Here is a 23,481-nt window from a genome sequence, read left to right on the forward strand (position 1 = left end):
GGCAGTCACCCCGAGCGGGGCTCGACCGGGCGCTCACCGCCCAGCCGGGCGTCGGCCGCCTGCTGGCCGTCGTCGTCCCCGGCCACCTCACAGATCGCCGCCGCGTCCGCCCAGTGCCCACGGGCCTCCTCGTCGTCGCCGAGCGTCGCCGCCGCGTCGCCCAGGTGCAACAGCGTCCGGCCCAACCCGGCGTCCGGGCGGCCACCCTCGCGCAGCCGCCAGCTCTCCGCCAGCAGCTCGTACGCCTGACGGGCCTGCTGCGGCGCCACACCCAGCAACGCCACCCCCGCGTTCAGCAGCGCCACCGCCCGGTTGGTCGGGTCACCGAGCGACTCGTGCTCACGCAGCGCGGCCCGCCACGCCTGCGCCGCGTCGAGGTGCTCACCCATCGCCGAATGGACAAGCACCAGATTCGTCAACGCCGCCGCGTAGCCGCGTGCGTCGCCGAGCGAACGGAACGAGTTCGCCGCCCGTACCAGCAGGTCGTGTGCGGTCTCCAACTCGTACCGCGCCAGCCTCGCCGCGCCCAGTCCGAGGTCGCTGAGCGCCTGACCGGCGCGATCGGCGCTGGCCCGGTGCCGCCGCGACAGCTCCAGATGCTCCACCGCCTCGTCGGTGCGGCCGAGGTCGAGCAGGGCCAACCCGAGATTCATCCGCGCCTGGGCGGTGCCCCGGCGGCCCTGACCGGCCACCGCCAGGCTGAGCGCGGCCACCGCACCGTACGGGTCGTGCCGGCGGCGACGCAGCACCCCCAGCTCGTTGTGGGCCCAACCGGCGATCTCCGGCCGGTCCTGGGCGGTGGGGTTGGCCAGCACCGTCCGGCACACGTCCTCCCACTCGTCGAGCCGCTCGGTGTGGGCGAGCCAGCCGCACAACGCCACGGCCAGCCGGAACCACCAGTCCCGCACCCGACGCGGCAGCGTCTCCACCGCGCCGGCCGGCACCTTCACCACCGCCAGCAGCAACTCCTGATGCAGGTCGAACCAGCCGTACGGGTCGTCGTCGGGCAGCCGACGATCACGGTCGAGCGCGCCGGTCGCCAGGGCGGCCACCTGCTGCTCGGCCCGACGGGCCAGATGCCGGGTCAGCCGCGCCTGCACGGTGACCCGCCGGTGCACCGGCTCGGCCTCCCGCAGATGCATCCGGGCGTACCCGGCGAGCAGCGGACGAACCTCGTACCGGTCGCCGGACGCGCCGACGACGAAGGCGCCGTCGGCCAGTTCGTCGAGCAGGGCGGCGACCCGGTGCGGGCGACGGCCGGCGAGCGCGGCGATCGTCGCCCGGTCCAGCGGCACCCGACTCAGCGACAGCAGCCGCCACAGCCGGCGGGCCTCGCCGCTGAGCGCGTGGTACGCGGTGTCCCGGGCGGTGACCAGCCCGGTCACCGGTGACACACCCACCCGCTGGTGCGGCGGCGTGTCGGCGGCGCGGCGCAGCGCGTGCAGCACGTCGGCGTGCCGCCAGCCGTGCTGCGCGCTGCGTCGTCCCAGCTCCGTCACCGCGCGCGGCTGCCGCCCGCACAGCTCGACGATGGCCCGTACCGCTGGGTCGCAGCGCGGGTCCGGGCGGTGCGGGCGGGCCACCGCGGTGGCCGCCCCGGCGTCGGCGAACATCTCCACCGCGTCGCCGACCTCCGGCTCGGCCAGCCAGTACGCCACCACCCCGTCGAGCGCGGCGAGCCGGCCGGTGCCGGCCAGCAGCAGCCGGCAGTCCCGGGCGGTGGGCGGCAGCAGCGACCGGACCTGCGCCGGCGAGTCCACGTTGTCGAGTACCAGCAGCACCTTGCGGCCGTCCAACTGGCCGCGCAACTCGTCGGCGGCGTCGGCGAGATCGTCCGGTCGACCGGTGCGTGGCGGCCCGGTGCCGACGATGCGGGCGAGCGCGGCCAGCACCTCCCGGGGCGAGCGGGCTCGACCACCCCGGCGCACGTCGAGGTAGTACTGCCCGTCGGGGAAGTCCGCGCGGCTCAGGTTCGCCGCCTGGATCGCGCACCACGACGTGCCGACCGCCCGCCGGCCCACCACCGCCACCGCGTGCTCCGGGGCGAGCATGGCCACCACCGCTTCGGCCTGGCCCTGCCGACCGGTGTACCCGGCGGGCCAGGGCAGCGTCGGTGCGCCGCTGCTGGCCTGGGCCTCCTCACCGGCGAGCAGCTGTTCGCGTTGTCGTCGCCGCCACTCCACCACGAAGGAGGCGACCACCCCGATCGCCGCCAGCCCCAGGCTCGCCGAGCCGAGCACCGTCAGCGACAGCTCGGAGAGCAGGTTGCCGGTGACGTTGCCGAGCACGGCGCTGATCCCGGCGCCGACCACTCCGCCAGCGGCCAGCAGCACGCTCAGCAGCCGCGACGGGCGGGCCGGCCGGCGGGGCGGGGACCCGGTCATCGCACACCCCCGGCGACCAGACCGGCGACCACCTGACGGCGGGCCAGGACGAACACCAGCACCGGCAGAATCGAGGCGAGCACACATCCGGCGGCGAGCGTGCCGCTGCCGGCCACGAAGCCACGGGTCTGCCCGGCGAGGAACAACCCGAGCGGGGCGGCGTCCGGCCCGCTGAACAGCAGACCCACCACCAGGTCGTTCCACACCTGCACGAACTCCAGCACGGCCACCGCCACCAACGCGGTGCGGTTGTGCCGGGCCAACCGGCGCAGCGTGCCCCACCAGTGCCGCCCGCCGATCCGGGCGCCCCGGACCTGCTCGGCCGGCAGGTCGGCGAAGGAGTTGCGCAGCACCAGCACCGCGAACGGGACGCCCAGGGCGATGTGCACCAGGGCCACGCCCCGGGCCGTGCCGGAGGACAGCGCCAGCCCGAGCACCTCGTTGAGCGGCCCGGCGATCACCTGCACCGGGACCACTACCGCGGCCATCAGCACCAGCCCGACCGCCTGCGCGGCCGGCCCGGTCAACCAGGCCAGCGGGTACGCGGCGAGCAGCGCGACGCCCAGCACCGCGGCGGTGACGACGGTGGCGAGCACAAGCGTGAAGCCGAGGCTGCGCCACAGTTCCGCGCCGGTGAGCACGGCCCGGTAGGAGTCCAGACCCGGTGGACCGGACCACCAGCCACCGGTGGCCGCCCGGACCGGGTTCTGCAACGAGGTGGCCGCCAACACCCCCAGCGGCAGCAGCCAGGCGATCGCCGCGCCCGCGGCCAGCAGCCGGACCAGCCGCCGCGGTGGCGGCGCGGTCACCGCGACGCCGGCCGGCTGTTGCGGCGGCGGCCACGCCTGCCTGACGAACAGGGCCACCACCAGCATGCCGGCGGTCACCGCCACCAGCCAGACGACGCCCAGGGCGGCACCCTCGCCGGTGGTCGTCGCCCCGGAGGTCTGCCAGATCCGCAGCGAGAGCACCGCCGCCTCGTCCCGCACCGATCCGGGAGTCATCACCAGGATCAGGTCGAACGTCCGGCTGGTGCCGACGGCGACCAGGGCGAAGACCACCGCGACGGTACGCAGCAGCAGCGGTCGCCACTGCGCGTCCCAGAGCACGTCGCGGCGGCTGCCGCCGAAGGCCCGGACCGCGTCGGCGAGCCCGGTCGGCACCGCGTCGAGGGCGGCCCGGAAGACAAGCATCGCCAGCCCGACCCAGGCCCACACGAACGCCGACATCACCGCGACGGTGACCAGGTCCGGCCCGAGCAGCTGCGGCAGTTGCTCGGGGTCACGTCCGGTCACCCGGGCCAGCAGCAGGGTGGCCAGCCCACGCCCCGGGTCGGGGTCGTAGAGCAGCCGGAAGGTCACGCCGGTGACCACCAGCGGCAGCGCGGTCGGCACCACCAGGATGAGCCGGACCAGCCAGCCCTCCTGGGAACGCCGGGAGGCGGCGGCGAGCAGGTAGCCCAGGACCGTGACCACCGTCGGCACCAGCAGCGCCCACAGCAGGGTCCGCCCGATCACCGCGGCGGTGCCGGGGGCGGCGAGGGCGGCCCGGTAGTGCTCGGCACCCACCCAGCCGCCGTCGGTGGTGACGCTGGCGTGCACGGTACGCAGCACCGGCCAGGCCAGCAGGGCACCGAGCAGCAGCACCGCCGGGGTCAGCAGCACCCAGCCGACACCGGCCGCCGGGTAGGCCCGGCCGCGTCGGGGTGGCCCGACGTCGTCGAGCACCGCCAACTCGCCCAGCAGCGGCCCCCGGCTCACCTGTCGCCTCCCGCCGCCCGGGCCGCCTCGGCGAGTTGCCCGGTGGCCCGGCGGACCGCCTCGCGCGCCGGCACCCCGTCGGTCACGTCCATGAAGAAGTCCTGCATGATCCGCCAGATGCCCACCCCGTCGGTGCCGGTGAAGGTGCCGGGCAACTGGTCGGAGAGGTCGAACTGCACGGTGTCGGCGGCCCGCAACTCGCCGGCGAGCCGTCGGCGTAGCGGGTCGCGGTAACTGTCCACCGGCACGGCGAGGTTGGGGGAGAGATAGCCCCCGGCGTCCAGCCACGGCAGGAAGGCCACCGCGTCGCTGAGCCAGCGGACCAGCTCCGCCCCGCCGGCGGAGCCGCTGAACGCCACCGCCGCGTCGCCACCGACGATGAGCGGCCGGTCGGCCATCCGGGCACCCGGGAAGCGGAAGGTGACAAGCGGCTCGGTGCCGCGACGGAACCGGGCGACCACCGCGTCGACGAAGTCGGCCTCGAACACCATCGCCGCCTCGCGGTGGTGCACCACCTGAATGATCGACTCCTCGAACTGGGTGAGCAAGGCCCGCCGGCCGCCGCCCGGGAAGGCGCCCGCCACGCTCCACAACTCGGCCAGCCGCTCCAGCGCGTACGCCACGGGCCGGTCCCGCCAGTCGGCCTCGCCACGGGCCAGCGCCCCGTACAACTCCACACCGGCGACGTCGGCGAGCACGTTCTCGAACCAGTCGGTGAGCACCCAGCCGTCGGCGGCACCGATCGCCAGTGGGGCCGGACCGGCGCCCGCCCGGTGCCGTTCGCCGAGCCGGCGGGTCACCCCCACAAGCGCGTCCCAGGACCTGGGCGGTTCGGCGAGCATCGACGGGAAGTGCCAGAACAGCGACTTGTGCGCCGCCTTCACCCAGACGCCGTAGCGCCGCCCGTCGACGCTGAGCAGTTCGGTCATGCCGGCCGGGGCGGTGTAGCTGACGGCCGGGGTCACCTCGCTGAGCCAACCCCGCCGGGCGTACTCGACGACCAGGCCGGGGCGGGGCAGGATCGCCACGTCGGGGCTGGTGCCGGCGGCGCGGCGCGCGGTCAGGAACGCGTCGATGTCGTTGCCCACCCCGATCACCTGCACACCCGCCGGATGGTCGGCGACCACCTCGCGGAACCGGGCCAGTTCGCCGCCGGCCCAGACGACCGCCACCTGCACCGACCGGCGACCCTGCCCGCAGCCGCCGGCACCGGCCAGGGCGGCGGTGGCCGCGGCGGCGGCCCGCAGCACCGTACGGCGGTCGACGGTGGTCACGGCCGTGCCACCGGCCGTGCCGGAGTGGCCGGCGCCGGGTCGGCGACCGGCACCCGGTGGGTGACGCCGGCCAGCACCTCCTCGTCGGCCGAGCAGAGCAGCACGGTCACGCCCGGGGCGTCCGGTGGGGACGCGCGGTCGAGCAGCTCCGGTAGACGCACCCCGTCGACCGGGGACGGCAGGTCGATCACCAGCACCTCGGGCAGGCAGGCCATCGCCCGGGCGAGCGCGACCCGGAACCGTTGCGCCTCGGAGAGCAGATGTGGGCGCAGCCCCAGCGTCGGGGCGAGTTCGAGCCGGTCGACCAGGACGGCCGCCCAGCCCTCGGCCACGTCGCGTACCCACCTGCGTCGGCGCTGACCGTAGGAGATGTTGCTCCCGACGGTGAGGTGGGGCAGCAGGGCACCGCCGGCCGGCACGTACCCGATGCGGCGGCGTAACGGCGGCAGGTCGGTGACGTCGCGGCCGCCGACCAGGATCCGGCCGGCGACCGGCGCGGCCAGCCCGGCCACCACCCGGGCCACGGCGGTGGCCGCTCGGGGTCGGGCCACCAGGGCGGCCGTCGCGCCGACTGCCACCTCGACGTCCACCTGGGACAGGTCCGGCACGGCAACGAGGTCCAGCGTGCGTAGCGTGACAACCACCTCCGGCGTCCCTCGTCGTCATCCCAGCGTGTCACAGGGGGACCACGCTCGGTGTCCCGGCCGACGTCCATCGTGGCTCCTGGGTGGGACGGGTTACCGTGCCAACCATGGCAGCGTCGACCCCCTTCGCCGCCGGCCGCGACGCCGACGTGTACGCCCTCGACGGCGGCCGGGTGCTGCGCCGTTACCGCGACGGCACCGACGTCGCGGTCGAGGCCCGGTTCATGTCCCACCTGCACGCCGCCGGCTTCCCGGTGCCCCGGGTGGACCGGGCCGACGGTGCGGACCTGGTCATGCAGCGGGTGGCCGGGCCGACGATGCTCCAGGCGCTGGTGGCCGGCACCATCGAGGTGGCACCGGCCGCCGCCGTCCTCGCCGGGCTGCACCGTCGGCTGCACGCCGTCGCGCCGCTGCCCGGCGCCCACCACGGCGACCGGATCCTGCACCTGGACCTGCACCCGGACAATGTCCTGCTCGACCCGGGCGGCCCGGTGCTCGTCGACTGGCGCAACGTCCGCCACGGCCCGCCCGGACTGGACGTGGCGATGACCGCCCTGATCCTCGCCCAGGTCGCCGTCGACCCGGAGCAACCGATGGCGGCTGCCGCCGACGAGATGCAGCGCGCCTACCGGTACGCGCTGCGCGATCACGCCGCCCCCCTCGTCGCCGAGGCCCTGGCGATCCGGCGCGCCAACCCCACCCAGACCTCCACCGAACTCGGGCTGCTCGACGCGGCGGCGGCCCTGCTCACCCCGTGACCCGCGACCTCGGCGCGGGCAGGCGATAGGGTCTCGATCATCACTGCGTGGGCGGGAGACGGGATGACCCCAGAGCATGTCGACGTGCTCATCATCGGTGCCGGCCTCTCCGGCATCGGTGCCGCCTGCCACCTGCGGCGCCGGCACCCGGGCCGGACCTACGCCCTGGTCGAGGCGCGCGACGCGATCGGCGGCACCTGGGACCTGTTCCGCTACCCCGGGGTGCGTTCCGACTCGGACATGTTCACCCTCGGCTACTCGTTCGCGCCGTGGACCGCCCCGAAGAGCCTCGCCGACGGCGCGACCATCCGCGACTACCTGCGTCGTACCGCCGACGAACACGACGTCACCCGCCACATCCGGTTCCGGCACCGGGCCCACCGGGCGGAGTGGGACAGCCAACTCGCCCGCTGGACGGTGCACATCCAGCGGGAGGACACCACCGAGACGGTCACGCTCACCTGCTCGTTTCTGTACGCCTGCACCGGCTACTACCGGTACGAGGCCGGCCACACCCCGCACTTCACCGGTCAGGAACAGTTCACCGGCCGGATCGTGCATCCGCAGCACTGGCCCGCCGACCTCGACCTCACCGGCCGTCGGGTGGTGGTGATCGGCAGCGGCGCCACCGCCGTGACACTGGTGCCGGCGCTGGCCCGGGAGGCGGCGCGGGTGACGATGCTGCAACGCTCACCCACGTACCTGCTGACGCTCTCGTCCCGCGACCGGCTCGCCGACGCCCTGCGGCGGCTGTTGCCGGCGCGCCTGGCGCACCGGAGCGTGCGCTGGAAGAACGTCCTGCTCGCCACGGCCAACTACCAGCTCAGCCGCCGCGCCCCCGGGCTGGTACGCGGGCTGCTGCGGCGGGACGCCGCCCGCCGGCTGCCCGCCGGCTACGACGTCGAACGCCACTTCACCCCCCGCTACGACCCGTGGGACCAGCGGCTGTGCGTGGTGCCCGACGGGGACCTGTTCACCGTGCTCTCCGACGGGCGGGCCGAGGTGGTCACCGACACGGTGGACACCTTCACCGCCCGGGGCGTCCGGCTCAGCTCGGGTCGGGAGTTGCCCGCCGACGTGGTGGTCACCGCCACCGGGCTGGACCTGCTCGCCCTCGGCGGGATCACCCTACGGGTGGACGGCGTGGACGTGGACCTGCCGGAAACCGTGGCGTACAAGGGCATGATGCTCTCCGGGGTGCCGAACTTCGCCATGACCATCGGCTACACAAACGCCTCGTGGACGCTCAAGGCGGACCTGGTGGCCGGCTACGTGTGCCGACTGCTGCGCCACCTGGACCGCACCGGAACGCAGATCGTCACCCCGGTCGCCCCACCACCGGGCCCGCGGACCCCGCTCATCGGTCTCACCTCGGGCTACGTGCGACGCGGCGTCGGCAGCCTGCCCCGCGCCGGCACCCGGGCACCCTGGCGGCTGCACCAGAACTACCTGCGCGACCTGCTGCCCATGCGGTACGGGCGGCTGACCGACGCCAACGTCCGGTTCGACCGGGCCGGCGCACGGCGAAGGAGTTCCGTCGATGCGTAGGTTCACCGTGACCGACGGGGTGGCGGTGGTCACCGGCGCGGCCGGCGGAATCGGCGCGGCGCTGGCCCACGGCCTGGCCCGCCGGGGCGCCGTGCTGGTTCTCGTCGACCGCGACGCGTCCGGGTTGGCGGCGGTGGCAGCCGCGATCCGTGCCGCGCATCCCGGTCGACAGGTGTGGACCCACCAGGTGGATCTGGCCGACGCGTCGGCGACCGCCACGCTCGCCGACCGGATCGGGGCGAGGCACCCCCGGATCCGGTTGCTCGTCAACAACGCCGGGGTGGCGCTCGGCGGCCGGTTCGGCGAGGTGACCCTGGAGGAGTTCAGCTGGGTCGTCGACGTCAATTTCCGGGCCGTGGCGCAGCTGACCCACGCGCTGCTGCCGGCGCTGCGAGCCGAGCCCGGCGCGCACCTGGTCACCATCTCCAGCCTGTTCGGGCTGATCGCCCCACCCGGCCAGGTCGCCTACGCGGCAAGCAAGTTCGCGGTACGGGGCTTCACCGAGGCGCTGCGCCACGAACTCGCCGCCGAGGGCATCGGCGTGACCTGCGTCCACCCCGGCGGCATCCGGACCCGCATCGCCCGCGACGCCCGGGTGGGCAGCGGCGTCGACCTGGTCGAGTACGAGGCGGGCCGGCAACGGTTCGAGCGACTGCTCACCATCGACCCGACCGTCGCCGCCGAGACCATCCTGCGTGGGGTGGCCCGTCGGCGGGGGCGGGTGCTGGTCGGCTGGTCGGCGCGGCTGCTGGACCTGCTGGCCCGGATCGCGCCGGTCGGCCACGGCCGCCTGCTGGCCGCCGTCGGCAACCGAAACGGTGCCGATCCGCCGTCGCGGCGGTAGGTTCGCCTCCGAAGACGAACGTGGCAGCGCCGCCGCTGACGCCGCCGGGCGGCGACGACAGTCTGTGCGGGCCGGCGAGGAGGAGGAGAGCGTGAGCCAGCAGGTCCGGGGAGTCATCTCCCGCAGCAAGGGCGCGCCCGTCGAGGTCACCGAGATCGTGGTGCCCGACCCCGGGCCGGGCGAGGCGGTGGTCCGGGTGCAGTCGTGCGGCGTCTGCCACACCGACCTGCACTACCGTGAGGGCGGCATCAACGACGACTACCCGTTCCTGCTGGGCCACGAGGCGGCCGGCATCGTCGAGCAGGTCGGCGCGGGCGTGGACGCTGTCGCACCTGGTGATTTCGTGGTGCTCAACTGGCGGGCCGTCTGCGGGGTCTGCCGGGCCTGCCGGCGGGGCCGGCCGTGGTACTGCTTCGCCACCCACAACGCCGCCCGCAAGATGACCCTCGCCGACGGCACCGAACTCTCCCCGGCGCTGGGCATCGGCGCGTTCGCCGAGAAGACCCTGGTGCACGCCGGCCAGTGCACGAAGGTGGACCCGGCGGCCCGGCCGGCCGCTGTCGGACTGCTCGGCTGCGGGGTGATGGCGGGGCTCGGGGCGGCGATGAACACCGGCGGGGTGACCCGCGGCGACTCGGTGGCCGTGATCGGCTGCGGTGGTGTCGGCGACGCGGCGGTGGCCGGCGCTGCCCTGGCCGGGGCGACGACGATCATCGCGGTGGACACCGACTCCCGCAAGCTCGACTGGGCCCGCAGGCTCGGCGCCACCCACACCGTCAACGCCTCCGAGGCCGACCCGGTGGCGGAGATCCAGGCCGCCACCGGCGGCTTCGGCGCCGACGTGGTGATCGACGCGGTCGGCCGGCCGGAAACCTGGAAGCAGGCCTTCTACGCCCGCGACCTGGCCGGCACCGTCGTGCTGGTCGGCGTACCCACGCCCGAGATGCGCGTCGAGCTGCCCCTGCTCGACGTCTTCGGCCGTGGTGGCGCCCTCAAGTCCAGTTGGTACGGCGACTGTCTGCCCAGCCGTGACTTCCCGATGCTCACCGAGCTGTACCTGCAGGGCCGCCTCGACCTGGACGCCTTCGTCACGGAGGAGATCGGCCTGGACGGGGTGGAGGAGGCGTTCGCCCGGATGCACCGGGGCGACGTGCTCCGCTCGGTGGTGGTCTTCTGATGGCCGCCCACATCGACCACGCGGTCACCTCCGGCACCTTCTCCCTCGACGGTCAGACCTTCGACGTCGACAACAACGTCTGGGTGGTCGGCGACGACACCGAGTGCGTCGTGATCGACGCCCCGCACGACGTCGACGCCATCCTGAAGGTTGTGGCCGGGCGGCGGGTCACCGCGATCGTCGCCACGCACGCCCACGACGACCACGTCCGGGTCGCCCCACCGCTGTCCCGGGCGACCGGCGCGCCGGTGCTGCTGCACCCCGCCGACCGGGTGCTGTGGGATCTGGTGCATCCCGACGAGGCGCCGGGCGGCACCCTCGACGACGGCCAGACCATCGCGGTGGGCGGTACCGAGCTGACCGTGCTGCACACCCCCGGGCACAGCCCCGGCGCGTGCTGCCTGTACGCCGCCGAGCTGGGCGTGGTCTTCACCGGCGACACCCTGTTCGCCGGCGGCCCGGGTGCCACCGGCCGCTCGTACAGCGACTTCGGCACCATCGTCGACTCGATCCGCGACCGGTTGCTCACCCTCCCACCGCAGACCACTGTGCACACCGGGCACGGTGCGAGCACCACCATCGGGGCCGAGGCTCCGCAGCTGCCACAGTGGCTGGCCAGGGGCCACTGAGGTCGGTGGCGGGCAGCCCCCGTCCCGCACCGAGGCGGACCGCTGCGCCCGGTGGGCCGGGAACCGGGATGCGGGGACCGGCCGGTCCCGGCGAGACTGCCGACATGTCCGACGACCCGACGCTCACCGCCGCGCAACGTGCGGCACTGCGCCATGTACGCGCGGTGGCGCTGCGCGACAGGCCCGCCGCGCTTGCCGTCATCGGGCGTGCGCTGGCCGGCACCGGGGTACGCCTCGAACCGGAGCGGCTCGTCGCGGCGATCGGCCAGCAGGGGCGGGTCACCCTCAACTTCCATCCGGACCGGCTGCGCGCCGACGGTCGTACGGTCGCCGAGGCGCTCGCCACCGAGGGGGTCTACCGCAGCCAGTTCGAGACGGGCATCTCCAACGGTGGCCTGACCGCGTACCCCGGCGGCGACCGGGACCGCTGGGAGGAGCGCATGTTCGGCGGCGCGTACCAGCGACCGGACGTCGCGCCGGCGGAGCGGCCGAAGTACGGTGGCCTGAATCTGCTCGACCATCCCGACGGCGCCTGTCCCAGGTTCGGCTCCTGCCACCTGCGGTTGCGTCCCGAGGTGCTGGCCCGGACCACCTTCTGCTTCGGCGACAGCCACCTCGGACCGCGCGACGTCGGCACCGTCGACGTGATCGAGCCGGTGCTGGCCGCCCTGATCGCGGCCACCGCCGAAACCGGTGTGTGCCTGGGCCGGCCCGGGATGGACCTGGTGACCCTCACCGGTGAGCTGCTGCGCGTTCGGGAGGCGCTGGCCGCGACACCCCGGGCGGCCGGCCGTGCCCTCGACGACTATGTCGAGGCGCAGGTGCACGGCGAGGTGAGACTGGACCGCGACGTCCTGGAACTGGTCGTCGATCCCTCGTTCCGGGGCAGCGGCACCGCGGCGAGCCTGATCGCCGCAGCTGACCGGTACGGTTTCCCGATCCGCTGGCATGCCGGCTTCGCGCTGCCGGTCGACGGGGTGGACGCGGAGTTCCGTGGGCCGGCGATCCCGCCACTGGCGGCGCGGGTGCACGCCGAGTTCGCCCGGGCGGGCGAGCCGGTGCACGCCGCGTTGATCGGGCGGGCCGCGGCGTCGGTGGTGACCGAGCCGGGGCGGTGGGCCGACCGGGGGCCGGCGATGGACACGTTGCAGCACCTCAAGCAGCTCTGGCATGTCCTGGTGCGCTTCGGCGTCCCGTACGAGATCTGAGGCGCACTGACCGGTCCGTGTCGTGCTGGGGCCTTCGCTCCGGTCTGCGCTGTGACCTGGGTCGCAGCCTGACGGCACCCGCACATTTCCGGAATGGCGGACATGCCAGCCGGGTTGTGTCCCCCATGGGCCCGCTGGCAAACCCTCGCCGGCACCCGTCTGTCCCCCGAGAGCGGCTCAACCCCGAGCGGCTCGTACCCGATCGAAAGGGCAACCATCGTGAAGCCGGACTTCACTCGATGGCTCCCGGCCATCGCGACGATCCCGAACCGGAAGACCGCGCTCAGCGTGGTGGGCGTGACCGCCCTCGCCGGACTGGCCTTCGGCCCCACCGCCGTGGCCGCACCGATCACCACCGGTCCGCACTCCGGAGCGGTGGCGGCGATCGACCGGGCGACCGGGCGCACCAGCACCGGCGTGACAGTGGAATCCGGGCTGACGACCGCCGGCCGCACCGACAAGCCGGACGCCGGCAAGCCCACCCGCGACGAGTTGATCCCGCACGGCGTGCAGGGCGCCCAGTCGCGTGTCCCGCTCGACGCTGCCCAGCGGGACAACGCCAAGACCATCATCGAGGTGGCCAAGCGCACAGGTGTGGGTGAGCGCGGCGCCGTGATCGGCATCGCCACCGCGTTGCAGGAGTCGAAGCTCTACAACCTCGGGCACCTGGGCTCGTGGAACGACCACGACTCGCAGGGCCTGTTCCAGCAGCGTCCGTCCACCGGGTGGGGCAGCGTGGAGCAGATCACCGACCCGGAGTACTCCTCGACCGTCTTCTTCGAGGCGCTGAAGAACGTCGGTGGCTGGCGGGATCTGCCGCTGACCACCGCCGCCCAGACGGTGCAGGTGTCGGCCTACCCGTTCCACTACGCGCAGTGGGAGGAGCAGGCGGCGGACATCGTCTCCCAGCTCTGGTGACACCGAATCAGTGAGTTACCGGCCGGCCCCGCTCGCGGGGCCGGCCGCGGTGGTTGCGGACGATGTCCACGGCGGCTGCCACCAGGGCCAACGCGATGATCGCCGCAGAGGTGAGCAGCGACATCTCGAACGCCCTGGACCAGGCGTCCGCGCCGTCGGCCAGCGCGGAGAAGAAGACCGCGCCGACCACCGCGATCCCGGCGGCCGAACCGATCCGCTGCCCGGTCTGCAACATCCCGGCGCCGCTGCCCGCCTGGGGCACCGGCACCTCCGACAGGGTGAGCGTCTGGTTGGGGGCGATCACCAGACCGCTGCCGATGCCGGCGACCAGCAGCGGCAGCGCGGTCACCCAGGGCACGGGCACGCGAGGTACCAGCTCGATGGCGAGCGCGGCCAGGCCCAGACCGGTCACCACGGCGACCAGCCCGATGGCGACGAGCGGGCGTCCGTACCTGTTGACCAGCCGCCCGCCGACGGCGGACGCGACGGCTGAGCCGAGCGCGAACGGGGTGATCGCCGCACCGGCGACAAGCGCGCTGTAGCCACGTCCGTTCTGCAGGTAGAGCGTGAAGATGAAGAAGATCGCGGTGAACCCACCGAAGTAGAGCAGCGCGATGGTCGAGCCGAGGGCGTACGACCGGTGGCCGAACAGGCGGACGTCGAACAGTGGCGGGCCGTGCCGGGCGTACCGTCGCTCCCAGCCGACGAAGCCGGCGAGCGTGACCAGCCCGACGGGTACCAGCAGCCACTTCGTCGGGCCGTGCCACTGCTCGCGCTGCACCAGCGGCAGCAGCACGAGGGTCACGCCGATGCCGAGCAGCAGGACGCCGATCGGGTCGAACCGGCGCTGCGCGCCCCGGGGGGTGACCCGTCCGGGCAGCAACCGCCAGCCGAGCAGCACCGCGACGATCCCCACCGGAACGTTGACGAAGAAGACCCACCGCCAGCCGTGCTCGGGCCCACCGGCGGCGATCAGCAGACCACCGAGCAGCGGACCGATCGCGGTGGAGATGCCGATGGTGGCGCCGAGCCACCCGAAGGGCCGGGCCCGCTCAGGGCCGGCGAACAGCTGCTGGATCAGGCCGGTCACCTGCGGGTTCACCACACCGGCGGCGGCACCCTGGAGCAGGCGGGCGGCGATCAGCCAGCCGGGGGACTGGGCCAGCCCGGCCAGCGCGCTGGTCAGCGTGAACAGGGCGATGCCGAAGACGAAGGCGTTGCGTCGCCCCCGGACGTCGCCGAAGCGTCCGGCCGGCACCAGAACCAGGCCGAAGCTCAGCGCGTACCCGGACAGCACCCACTGCAGGTCGCTCGGATCGGCCCGCAGGGCGCGCTCCAGCGACGGCAGGGCCACGTTGACGATGCTGATGTCGAGCAGCGTCATGAACGCGGCGACCAACCCGACCCCGAGGGCCGGCCAGCGTCGCCGCCCGTCCAGCACCGCCCCGGACCTCGGAGCGCCGGGCTCCGTCGAGTTCAACAGGCGATCCGGCGCCGTGCCGTCGGGTGGCGCACGCGGCTGTCCGTCATGCCAGTTGCTGCGCGCAGAAGCGAGGTCCGAAGTCGAGCCCGGACATCGGTGAATCCTCCCGGTGCAGCAGGTTCTTCTCGGTCAGCAGGTGCAGCGGGGTCTGCAACTGCTCCTCGGTCAAACCACACTCCTGGGCGATCATGTCCGGGTACGGGACCTGGCCACGGGCCTCCAGGGCCGCCACCGCGTCGTACACCCGCGCCTCGACGTCCGACAGCCGCACCTCTTGCATGGTGTCCTCCTCGTGCCCTCGTCCGCCTGCGGCAGGCGGTCTGCGGCGGGCGGTTACCCGGCGCGCCGGAGAAGATGCCCGCCCCGGGCCGGTCGCGGCCGGTTCCGGGCCGACCTGCGCGCTCGGCGGGCACCGCGGCCAGCGAGGGGGTACGGCGGGCCGCCGTCCCGCCCGGCAGGTGGTCGCGTCGGCGTCGTCGGGCACCTCGGCTGATCTACCCTGCACGAGTGAGCGTCTGGGAACTCGTGGTGATCGGCGGCGGACCCGCCGGGCTCTCCGCCGCCTACGCCGCCGCCCGGCGAGGGGTACGCACGCTCGTCGTCGAGCGCGCCGCGCATCCCCGGTACAAGACCTGCGGCGGTGGCCTGATCGGCACCTCGCTGGCCGCGGTGGCCGGACGGATCGAGGTTCCCGCCCACGACGCGGTGGACCGGATCACCTTCACCCTCGACGGGCGCGGCGGGTTCACCCGCCGGCATGGTGCGGGGCCGCTGGTGAGCATGGTGCGGCGGGAGGAGTTCGACGACCGGCTGCGGGCCGCCACGGTGGCCGCCGGCGCCGAGGTCCGCGAGCGGGCCGCCGTCCGGTCGGTGGAGCAGGACCCGGATGTGGTACGCCTGCGGCTGGCCGACGGCGAGGTGCTGCTGGCCCGTACGGTCATCGGTGCCGATGGCTCGTCCGGGGTGAGCGCCCGGCACGTCGGGGTGCGGCACCGGCAGGTGGACCTGGGGCTGGAGCTGGAATTGCCGGTACCGCCGCCCGAGCAGGCCCGGTGGCGGCGTCGAGCGCTGCTCGACTGGGGCCCGCTGCCCGGCTCGTACGCCTGGGTCTTCCCGAAGGGGGATCGGCTCACCGTTGGCGTGATCGCCGGTCGGGGTGAGGGGGAGCGGACCCGGCAGTATCTGCGGCGGTTCGTCGACCGCCTCGGCCTGGCCGATGTGTCGCCGGCGCACGACTCGGGTCACCTGACCCGTTGCCGGAGCTACGACTCGCCGCTGCGACGGGGCCGGGTGCTGGTCGCCGGTGACGCCGCCGGTCTCCTGGAGCCCTGGACCAGGGAGGGGATCAGCTACGCGCTTCGCTCCGGCGAGCTGGCCGGGGTGGCGGTGGCCGATGCCGATCTCGCCGGCTACGAACGGTCGGTGACCGAGCGCCTCGTCCCGGCCATGCGGGCCGGGCACCGGCTGCTCGACGTCTTCTCCCGACGGCCCGCGGTCTGCCACACGCTGCTCGCCACGCCGCCGGGCTGGCGCGCGTTCACCCGGTTCTGCCTGGGCCGGGCCGACTTCGACGAGTTGGTCGGTCGGGTGCCGGTCCGGGCCGCGTTGGCGCTGGCGGACCGCCTACCCGGCCCGAGGCGCGACGTCGCCGGCACGCGTGTCTGACTGACACGGAAGGCACCTGCCCGACCGCCGTGGTCAGCCATCCAGGATCCTAGGATGCCCTACGCGTGGTGACCTACCCGGGCGTTTCCGCAGGCTTCGCCCGGGTAGGGGCATCCGGGACCGCAGCAAACGATCCCGGGCGAGGAGATCTCCGTGAGCGAGACCCAACACACCCAGCAGGACCCCACCGACCAGTACGGCCAACAGTCCGGGCAGCCGAACCAGCAGCAGAACCCGCCGGGCCGCACCAGCGAGATGACGCCGAAGCCGGACCACGGAGAGGACTCGTACCGGGGCACCGGCAAGCTCGACGGCAAGAAGGCGGTGATCACCGGTGGTGACTCGGGCATCGGCCGGGCGGTCGCCATCGCGTACGCCCGGGAGGGCGCCGACGTGCTGATCTCCTACCTCGGCGAGGAGGAGGACGCGGACGCCCGGGAGACGGTACGACTCATCGAGGCCGCCGGTCGCAAGGGTGTCGCGATCCGGGGCGACATCGCCGACGAGCGCAACTGCGCGGCGTTGATCGAGCGGGCGGTGACCGACCTGGGTGGCATCGACATCCTGGTGAACAACGCGGCGTACCAGATGGCGCAGGACAAGGGCATCGCCGGCATCAGCACCGAGCAGTTCGACCGGGTGTTCAAGACCAACCTGTACGCGATGTTCTGGCTGTGCAAGGCGGCGTTGCCGCACCTGGGCGAGGGGTCCACGATCATCAACACGTCGTCGATCCAGGCTTTCGACCCGTCGCCGCAGTTGCTCGACTACGCCACCACCAAGGCGGGGATCGCGAACTTCACCAAGGCGCTCGCCGCCGACCTGGTCGATCGGGGCATCCGGGTCAACGCGGTGGCTCCCGGGCCGATCTGGACGCCGCTGATCCCGGCGACCATGCCGGAGGAGAAGGTCGAGCAGTTCGGCACCGACACCCCTGTCGGCCGGCCCGGTCAGCCGGCGGAGCTGGCGCCCGCGTACGTCTTCTTCGCCTCGCAGGAGTCGAGCTTCATCACCGGCGAGGTCCTCGGCGTCACCGGCGGTCGCTTCACCAAGTGAGGTTCCTGTCGACCCGGTGTTCCCGCCGGCCCCGTGCGGGTCGGCGGCGCCGGGTCAGCGGGGCCAGTCCGCCAGGTACCGGCGGACCCGGGCGATCTCGGCGGGGCCGAGCCCGTAGCGGGTGAACCGGCCGTCCGCGATCCGGTCGAGATACCGGCCGGCCGCCCGAACGTCGTCGTCATCGAGCGCCGGGTCGAGCTGCCGGGCGAGGTCCAGCAGTTCCGCCACCGACCGGTGCTCCAGTGCGGAGGCCACGTCGATGTAGTCGCGTACCTCGCGGCGGTTCACCAGGGCGGCGGTCTTGTTGGCGATGAGGTCTCGGACGTCCATGACCGGTCCGAGGTCCATCACCACCGGGCTGCGGTGCCGGTCGAGACGGGCCAGGCTGAGACGAATCTGCCGGTTGTCCCGGGTGACGACGAAGTCCCGCAGGTCCTGGTCGAAGCCGTCGAAGAGGTCACCGAGGGCGCTACCCGGGTCGGCGTCGGCCACCTCGAACCCGGCGGTCTCCAGGGCGGTCCGGACGTCGGCGGCCGCCGCGGCGGCGGCGCCTTCGACGTCGGCGAAGAGGTCGACGTCCTCGGTGGGGCGGGTGACGAGTCCGTGCGCGGCCCAGGCCACCCCGCCGCCGAGGACGAAACGGTGCGGCCCGGCGACGGTCAACGCGACCCGGGCCACCTCCCGGTAGAACTCGTGTGGATGCGCGGCGGGGGATGCGCCGGTCACGCCGACCGGAGACCCCGGTGCCGGCTCTCCCAGGCCAGGCGTACGCCCCGGGGCAGGTTGAGCAGTTTCCACACCCGGCGTAGTGCGTGCCCGTTGACCAGGCGGCGAAGGTCGTCGACGTTCGTGGTCTCGCGCAGCACGTTCTCGTACAACCAGAGCAGCTGGTCGGGGTCGGCGAGGTCGAACGCCCGGTCGGCACACCACATCAGCCGCACCGGCAACTCGACCACCCCCCGGGTGGGCCCACGCAGCTCGGCCAGCGTCCGGGTCACCACGGCGGGGCGGCCGGGTCGGGCCAGGTGCGCCACGCTGGTCGTGGTGGGGAAGACGGCCTGCATGCTGTCAGGGTAACCCCAGATCGGGCCGGCCCGGTCCGATGACCTGTCCCTGGTGTGCCGTCAATGACCCTGTCTGGGCATTTTGTCGCCGTGGTCGTCGATGGGGTGCCGGGGGTTCAGGCTGCGCGGTGCGTGTGGTCGGGGGTGGTGGTCTGTTGCGCTGTGCGGTGGGTGCGGTGGGGGGGTGTGGCCCGCCGTGCCCGGCTCCGGGCGGTCAGGCTTGATCCCTGCGCCGGGCACGGCGGGCCACACCCTCGTCGTGGGCATAGCCCCGCACCCGGTGTGCCGGGTCTGTGGTCGGTGGGGTGCGGGATCTTGGTGCGGTTGTGCCCTTGGGTGGGCGGTTTCGGACCAAGATTGCCGGGGTGGTCGGGGGCTTGGGGTGGGATGGGTGGCGGGTCGGGGGCGTTGGATAGTCCCGGACGGCTGAGGAAGACCTGTCCGCCGCGCTGTGGTGAGCGGCTCGGGCCGGAATGGTGGTGGGCCGGTGGTCGTTGGACATCCCTGAACGGCCGACGAGGACCGCTCGCTGTGGTGGGTGCATGGCCCCCGGGAATGATGGCGGGCCGGTGGTCGTTGGACATCCCTGAACGACCGAGGTAGACCGCCTGTCGCGGTGGGTGCATGGCCCCGGGAATGATCCGGGCCGGTCGGTCGTTGTGCATGGTCCCGGCGGCGTGAAGTGGCGATACGGCCCCGCGTGCCGGAGGACTTCTCTTTTCCCCCTTGTTTGAGTGCCTGTCGGTGCTTGCGTGCGCCTGACCGATCCCCCTCGGTGTGGGTGTGCGTCGACCCCCGAATTGGAGCCTTGTGATGAACTCGATGCTGCGGAAGAGTGTGCTGGGTGTTGCGGGTCTGGCTTTCACCGGTGGCATGTTCGCTGGTCCGGTGGCCGCGCACGCCGATGTCACCCCGGTCCAGACGACCCCGGTCGCGGTGGCGGTGCAGGCGGACAAGCCGGACATGGGCAAGTTGCTGCCGCATGGCACCCCCAGGAACCAGTCGACGATCGAGCTGAACGATGAGCAGGTCGCGAATGTGAAGGCGATCATCGCGGCGACGAAGAAGGCCGGTATGGACGAGCGGGCCGCGGTGGTGTCGATCGCGACGGCGTTGCAGGAGTCGAAGTTGGAGAACCTGGGTCATCTGGGTGACCGCAACGACCACGACTCGCAGGGCCTGTTCCAGCAGCGCCCCTCCTCCGGCTGGGGCACGGTGGAGCAGATCACCGACCCCGAGTACTCCACCCTGGCCTTCCTCAAGGGCCTCAAGCAGGTCGACGGGTGGCAGGACATGCCCCTGACCCAGGCCGCGCAGACGGTGCAGGTGTCGGCCTACCCCGACCACTACGCCCAGTGGGAACAGCAGGCCGCCGACCTCGTCGCCCAGCACTGGACCAGCTGACCCCACCAACCAAGCTGATGAACACCAGCTGACAACCGAAGACATTCCTCCACAGGGGGAACAGAAAGCCGCTGGCCGGCACCCGAACCAGGGTGCCGGCCAGCGGGCTCTGGGCGGCTGGCTCCGTAGACCCTGTGGCGGCGGTCACAGCAGGGGTAGGAAGAAGCAGAGCGGGTAACCTGTTGACTCGGGTGTCGGTGTGTTTCAGTGTCCCCGGGCCTCACCTAAATTGCCGTCGCGGAATTCCGTTCGGCTGGAGCCGCGTCGCGCCACTCGCCGAGAGGCGACCTGCACACCGACACCTTCGTCGCCCCCGGCCCGATTTCGGGCCGGGGGCGACGTCGTGATTGTGGATCCGGCAGGTGGGTCGCCGATTCCGCCGCGCTGTCCTAAGGTCAAGACCGGAGGTGCGGGCGTGGGACTGCGGGACAGGTTGCTGGGCTGGCCGGTCTACCGGCAGCTCACCGGCACCGACCCCCTGGGCCGGGGCGCGGCGGCGTGCTCGAGCCGCAGCGCCGAGCTGACCGCCCGCACGGAGGACGCCGATCGGGTGGCCCGTTCCGTCTGCCCGTACTGTGCCGTCGGCTGCGGGCAGCGGGTCTTCGTCAGCGACGAGCAGGTCACCCAGATCGAGGGCGACCCGGACAGCCCCATCTCCCGGGGCCGGCTCTGCCCGAAGGGTGCCGCCAGCCGGAGCCTGGTCACCAGTCCGCTGCGGCAGACAACTGTGCGCTACCGGCGGCCGTACGGCACCGAGTGGGAGGACCTGGACCTCGACACCGCGCTCGACATGATCGCCGACCGGGTCCTCGCCGCGCGCGCCGAGACGTGGGAGGACGCGGACGCCGAGGGTCGGCCGCTGAACCGGACGTTGGGGATCGCCAGTCTGGGTGGGGCCACCCTGGACAACGAGGAGAACTACCTCATCAAGAAGCTGTTCACCGCGATGGGGGCGCTTCAGATCGAGAACCAGGCCCGGATTTGACACTCCGCCACCGTCCCCGGTCTGGGGGCCAGCTTCGGTCGCGGTGGTGCGACGGACTTCCAGCAGGACGTGGCGAACGCCGACGTCATCGTGATCCAGGGCTCCAACATGGCCGAGGCCCATCCGGTGGGCTTCCAGTGGGTGATGGAGGCGAAACGGCGCGGGGCCAAGGTCTTCCACGTCGACCCCCGGTTCACCCGTACCAGCGCCGTCGCTGACGCGTACCTGCCGATCCGGGCGGGCACCGACATCGCGCTGCTGGGCGCGGTGGTGAACTACATCCTCAGCAACGAGCTGGATTTCCGGGAGTACGTGCTGGCGTACACGAACGCCGCCACGATCGTCAGCGACGACTTCGTCGACGCCGAGGACGCCGACGGGATCTTCTCCGGCTTCGACCCGGCGACCGCCAGCTACGTCCAGGACAGTTGGCAGTACGCGGGCCACGAGCGGGACTCCGGCAGTGGCCACACGGCCCGGGAGCGGGATACCGCGGCCGGTCTGCGCCACGAGTCGCACGGTGCTCCGGTCGCCCGCCAGGTGCGGCGGGACGAGACCCTGCAACACCCGCGCTGCGTCTACCAGATCCTCAAGCGGCACTTCGCCCGCTACACCCCGGAAATGGTGGAACGGGTCTGTGGCTTACCCCGGGAGAAGTTCCTGGAGTTGGCCCGGGCCTGGACGGAGAATTCCGGTCGGGAACGCACCGGGTGCCTGATCTACTCGGTCGGCTGGACCCAGCACACCGTCGGCGTGCAGTACATCCGCACCGGGGCGATCATCCAGCTGCTGCTGGGCAACATGGGGCGGCCCGGTGGTGGGGTGATGGCGCTGCGCGGGCACGCCAGCATCCAGGGTTCCACCGACATTCCGACCCTGTTCAACCTGCTGCCGGGTTATCTGCCGATGCCGCACCACGCCCGGCATCCCGACTTCGACGCGTGGGTGGACAGCATCCGGCATCCGGGTCAGAAGGGTTTCTGGGGTGGTGCCCGCGCCTACGCCGCCAGCCTGCTGAAGGCGTACTGGGGGGAAGCGGCCACCCCCGAGAACGACTTCTGCTACGGCCACCTGCCCCGGCTGACCGGCGATCACGGCACCTACCAGCAGGTGCTGAACATGATCGACGGAAAGGTGAAGGGGTACTTCCTGCTCGGCCAGAACCCGGCGGTCGGCTCGGCGCACGGCCGGGCTCAGCGGCTGGGCATGGCCAACCTCGACTGGCTCGTCGTCCGCGACCTGTTCATGATCGAGAGTGCGACGTTCTGGCAGCGTGGCCCCGAGGTCGCCACAGGTGAGATCGTGCCGGAGCGGTGCGCCACCGAGGTGTTCTTCCTGCCGGCCGCCTCCCACGTGGAGAAGGAGGGCACGTTCACCCAGACGCAGCGGCTGCTGCAGTGGCGGGAGAAGGCCGTCGACCCGCCCGGCGACGCCCGCTCCGAGCTGTGGTTCTTCTATCACCTGGGGCGCCGGATCCGGGAGAAGCTGGCCGGCTCGACTCTGCCGCGCGACCGTGCGCTGCTCGATCTGGCCTGGGACTATCCCACGCAGGGCCGGTACGCCGAGCCCGACGCCGAGGCGGTGCTGCGGGAGATCAACGGTTGCGACACGACGAGCGGCCGTCCGTTGTCGGCCTTCACCGAGGCCCGGGACGACGGGACGACCGCGATCGGCTGCTGGATCTACACCGGGGTGTACGCCGACGGGGTGAACCAGGCGGCCCGGCGCCGGCCGGGGCACGAGCAGGACTGGGTGGCCGCCGAGTGGGGCTGGGCCTGGCCGGCGAACCGGCGGCTGCTCTACAACCGGGCCTCCGCCGATCCGCAGGGCCGCCCGTGGAGCGAGCGCAAACGGTACGTGTGGTGGGACGCCGACGCCGGGCGGTGGACCGGCCGGGACGTGCCGGACTTCGAGGTGACGAAACCGCCGTCGTACCGGCCGCCGGAGGGTGCCACGGGGCCGGCGGCACTGGCCGGTGACGACCCGTTCATCATGCAGTCCGACGGTAAGGGGTGGCTGTACGCGCCCAGCGGGGTGCTGGACGGGCCGTTGCCGACGCACTACGAGCCGGCCGAGTCGCCGGTGCGTAACCCGCTCTACGGTCAGCAGGCCAACCCGACCCGCAAGATGTACGACCATCCGGTGAACTCGACGAACCCCAGTCCACCGCAGCAGCACGACCAGGTCTTCCCGTACGTGTTCACGGTCAGCCGGCTCACCGAGCACCACACCGCGGGCGGGATGAGCCGTACGGTCGCGCCGCTGGCGGAACTGCAACCGGAGATGTTCGTGGAGGTCTCCCCGGAGTTGGCGGCGTTGACCGGGCTGACCCATCTCGGTTGGGCGCACCTGATCAGCGCCCGCGCGGCTATCGAGGCCAGGGTGCTGGTCACCGACCGGTTGGTGCCGCTGTCGGTGGACGGCCGGGTGATCCACCAGGTGTGGCTGCCGTACCACTTCGGCTTCGAGGGGCTGGTCACCGGCGATTCGGCGAACGACCTGTTCGGCATCACCCTGGATCCGAACGTGCTGATCCAGGAAAGCAAGATCGGCACCTGTGACGTGCGGCCGGGACGCCGGCCCACCGGGGCGGCCCTGCGCGAACTCGTGCAGGATTACCGCACCAGAGCCGGCATCGTGCCGGGTGTCCTGCCGCCGGCGGTCACCCCCGGTGTGCCGG

General features: G+C 72.9%; 18 protein-coding genes and 1 pseudogene. 11 read left to right on the forward strand and 8 right to left on the reverse strand.

The genetic code is table 11. The annotated features are described in order from the left end of the window. Nucleotides 1-5: 5 nt before the first annotated feature. From CLT74_RS06600 to CLT74_RS06615, 4 genes are read right to left on the reverse strand one after another with little or no spacing between them, the layout of a single operon-like run. Nucleotides 6-2,384 carry a tetratricopeptide repeat protein gene (locus CLT74_RS06600; RefSeq protein WP_099845754.1) on the reverse strand — a complete coding sequence of 793 codons (2,379 nt, stop codon included), beginning with the start codon at nucleotides 2,382-2,384 and terminating at the stop codon, nucleotides 6-8. Further along, nucleotides 2,381-4,144: an ABC transporter permease gene (locus CLT74_RS06605; protein WP_099845755.1), complete on the reverse strand. Its 1,764-nt coding sequence runs from the start codon at nucleotides 4,142-4,144 to the stop codon at nucleotides 2,381-2,383. Before CLT74_RS06605 ends, CLT74_RS06600 begins: the two co-directional genes overlap by 4 nt. Beyond that, nucleotides 4,141-5,418, reverse strand: coding sequence for an extracellular solute-binding protein (locus CLT74_RS06610; protein ID WP_099845756.1), 1,278 nt, complete (start codon nucleotides 5,416-5,418; stop codon nucleotides 4,141-4,143). Before CLT74_RS06610 ends, CLT74_RS06605 begins: the two co-directional genes overlap by 4 nt. Further along, on the reverse strand, nucleotides 5,415-6,062 hold the full coding sequence (locus tag CLT74_RS06615; protein WP_099845757.1) for an ATP-binding cassette domain-containing protein: 648 nt from the start codon (nucleotides 6,060-6,062) through the stop codon (nucleotides 5,415-5,417). Before CLT74_RS06615 ends, CLT74_RS06610 begins: the two co-directional genes overlap by 4 nt. 107 nt (nucleotides 6,063-6,169) lie before the next feature. Between CLT74_RS06615 and CLT74_RS06620 the strand changes: the two genes are divergently transcribed. The 7 genes from CLT74_RS06620 (at nucleotide 6,170) to CLT74_RS06650 (ending at nucleotide 13,144) form a co-directional block, all read left to right on the forward strand. Further along, nucleotides 6,170-6,820, forward strand: a complete 651-nt coding sequence (locus CLT74_RS06620; protein WP_099845758.1) for a phosphotransferase — start codon at nucleotides 6,170-6,172, stop codon at nucleotides 6,818-6,820. Nucleotides 6,821-6,883: 63 nt separating this feature from the next. Then, nucleotides 6,884-8,368: a flavin-containing monooxygenase gene (locus tag CLT74_RS06625; protein WP_099845759.1), complete on the forward strand. Its 1,485-nt coding sequence runs from the start codon at nucleotides 6,884-6,886 to the stop codon at nucleotides 8,366-8,368. Then, a complete protein-coding gene (locus tag CLT74_RS06630; protein WP_099845760.1) occupies nucleotides 8,361-9,212 on the forward strand; it encodes an SDR family oxidoreductase in 852 nt (283 codons plus the stop codon). Before CLT74_RS06625 ends, CLT74_RS06630 begins: the two co-directional genes overlap by 8 nt. A gap of 91 nt (nucleotides 9,213-9,303) precedes the next feature. After that, on the forward strand, nucleotides 9,304-10,389 hold the full coding sequence (locus CLT74_RS06635; protein ID WP_099851438.1) for an S-(hydroxymethyl)mycothiol dehydrogenase: 1,086 nt from the start codon (nucleotides 9,304-9,306) through the stop codon (nucleotides 10,387-10,389). After that, nucleotides 10,389-11,018, forward strand: a complete 630-nt coding sequence (locus CLT74_RS06640; RefSeq protein ID WP_099845761.1) for an MBL fold metallo-hydrolase — start codon at nucleotides 10,389-10,391, stop codon at nucleotides 11,016-11,018. Before CLT74_RS06635 ends, CLT74_RS06640 begins: the two co-directional genes overlap by 1 nt. 104 nt (nucleotides 11,019-11,122) lie before the next feature. Next, nucleotides 11,123-12,226 (forward strand): DUF3626 domain-containing protein, encoded by a 1,104-nt coding sequence (locus tag CLT74_RS06645; protein WP_099845762.1) that lies wholly within the window; start codon nucleotides 11,123-11,125, stop codon nucleotides 12,224-12,226. A gap of 219 nt (nucleotides 12,227-12,445) precedes the next feature. Beyond that, nucleotides 12,446-13,144 carry a hypothetical protein gene (locus tag CLT74_RS06650; RefSeq protein WP_099845763.1) on the forward strand — a complete coding sequence of 233 codons (699 nt, stop codon included), beginning with the start codon at nucleotides 12,446-12,448 and terminating at the stop codon, nucleotides 13,142-13,144. 7 nt (nucleotides 13,145-13,151) lie between these two features. Here CLT74_RS06650 and CLT74_RS06655 read toward each other — a convergent pair whose 3' ends face one another. After that, nucleotides 13,152-14,624 carry an MFS transporter gene (locus CLT74_RS06655; RefSeq protein WP_486582068.1) on the reverse strand — a complete coding sequence of 491 codons (1,473 nt, stop codon included), beginning with the start codon at nucleotides 14,622-14,624 and terminating at the stop codon, nucleotides 13,152-13,154. A 46-nt stretch (nucleotides 14,625-14,670) separates the two neighbouring features. Beyond that, nucleotides 14,671-14,907 carry a hypothetical protein gene (locus CLT74_RS06660; RefSeq protein WP_099845764.1) on the reverse strand — a complete coding sequence of 79 codons (237 nt, stop codon included), beginning with the start codon at nucleotides 14,905-14,907 and terminating at the stop codon, nucleotides 14,671-14,673. 227 nt (nucleotides 14,908-15,134) lie between these two features. On the opposite strand from CLT74_RS06660, the gene CLT74_RS06665 reads away from it, so the two are divergent. Together CLT74_RS06665 and CLT74_RS06670 are read left to right on the forward strand one after the other, a co-directional pair. Beyond that, on the forward strand, nucleotides 15,135-16,292 hold the full coding sequence (locus tag CLT74_RS06665) for a geranylgeranyl reductase family protein (RefSeq protein ID WP_099845765.1): 1,158 nt from the start codon (nucleotides 15,135-15,137) through the stop codon (nucleotides 16,290-16,292). Nucleotides 16,293-16,445: 153 nt separating this feature from the next. Continuing rightward, nucleotides 16,446-17,348 (forward strand): SDR family oxidoreductase, encoded by a 903-nt coding sequence (locus CLT74_RS06670; RefSeq protein WP_099845766.1) that lies wholly within the window; start codon nucleotides 16,446-16,448, stop codon nucleotides 17,346-17,348. A gap of 54 nt (nucleotides 17,349-17,402) precedes the next feature. Here CLT74_RS06670 and CLT74_RS06675 read toward each other — a convergent pair whose 3' ends face one another. After that, a complete protein-coding gene (locus CLT74_RS06675) occupies nucleotides 17,403-18,074 on the reverse strand; it encodes a nucleotidyl transferase AbiEii/AbiGii toxin family protein (RefSeq protein ID WP_486582070.1) in 672 nt (223 codons plus the stop codon). Continuing rightward, a complete protein-coding gene (locus tag CLT74_RS06680) occupies nucleotides 18,071-18,412 on the reverse strand; it encodes a hypothetical protein (RefSeq protein WP_099845767.1) in 342 nt (113 codons plus the stop codon). Before CLT74_RS06680 ends, CLT74_RS06675 begins: the two co-directional genes overlap by 4 nt. A gap of 813 nt (nucleotides 18,413-19,225) precedes the next feature. On the opposite strand from CLT74_RS06680, the gene CLT74_RS06685 reads away from it, so the two are divergent. Both CLT74_RS06685 and fdh read left to right on the forward strand, forming a co-directional pair. Continuing rightward, on the forward strand, nucleotides 19,226-19,816 hold the full coding sequence (locus CLT74_RS06685) for a hypothetical protein (RefSeq protein WP_099845740.1): 591 nt from the start codon (nucleotides 19,226-19,228) through the stop codon (nucleotides 19,814-19,816). 415 nt (nucleotides 19,817-20,231) lie between these two features. Further along, a pseudogene (gene fdh / locus CLT74_RS06695) lies at nucleotides 20,232-23,468 on the forward strand (formate dehydrogenase); the annotation flags it as partial. Nucleotides 23,469-23,481 lie beyond the last annotated feature (13 nt).

The sequence above is a fragment of the Verrucosispora sp. CNZ293 genome, assembly GCF_002754655.1.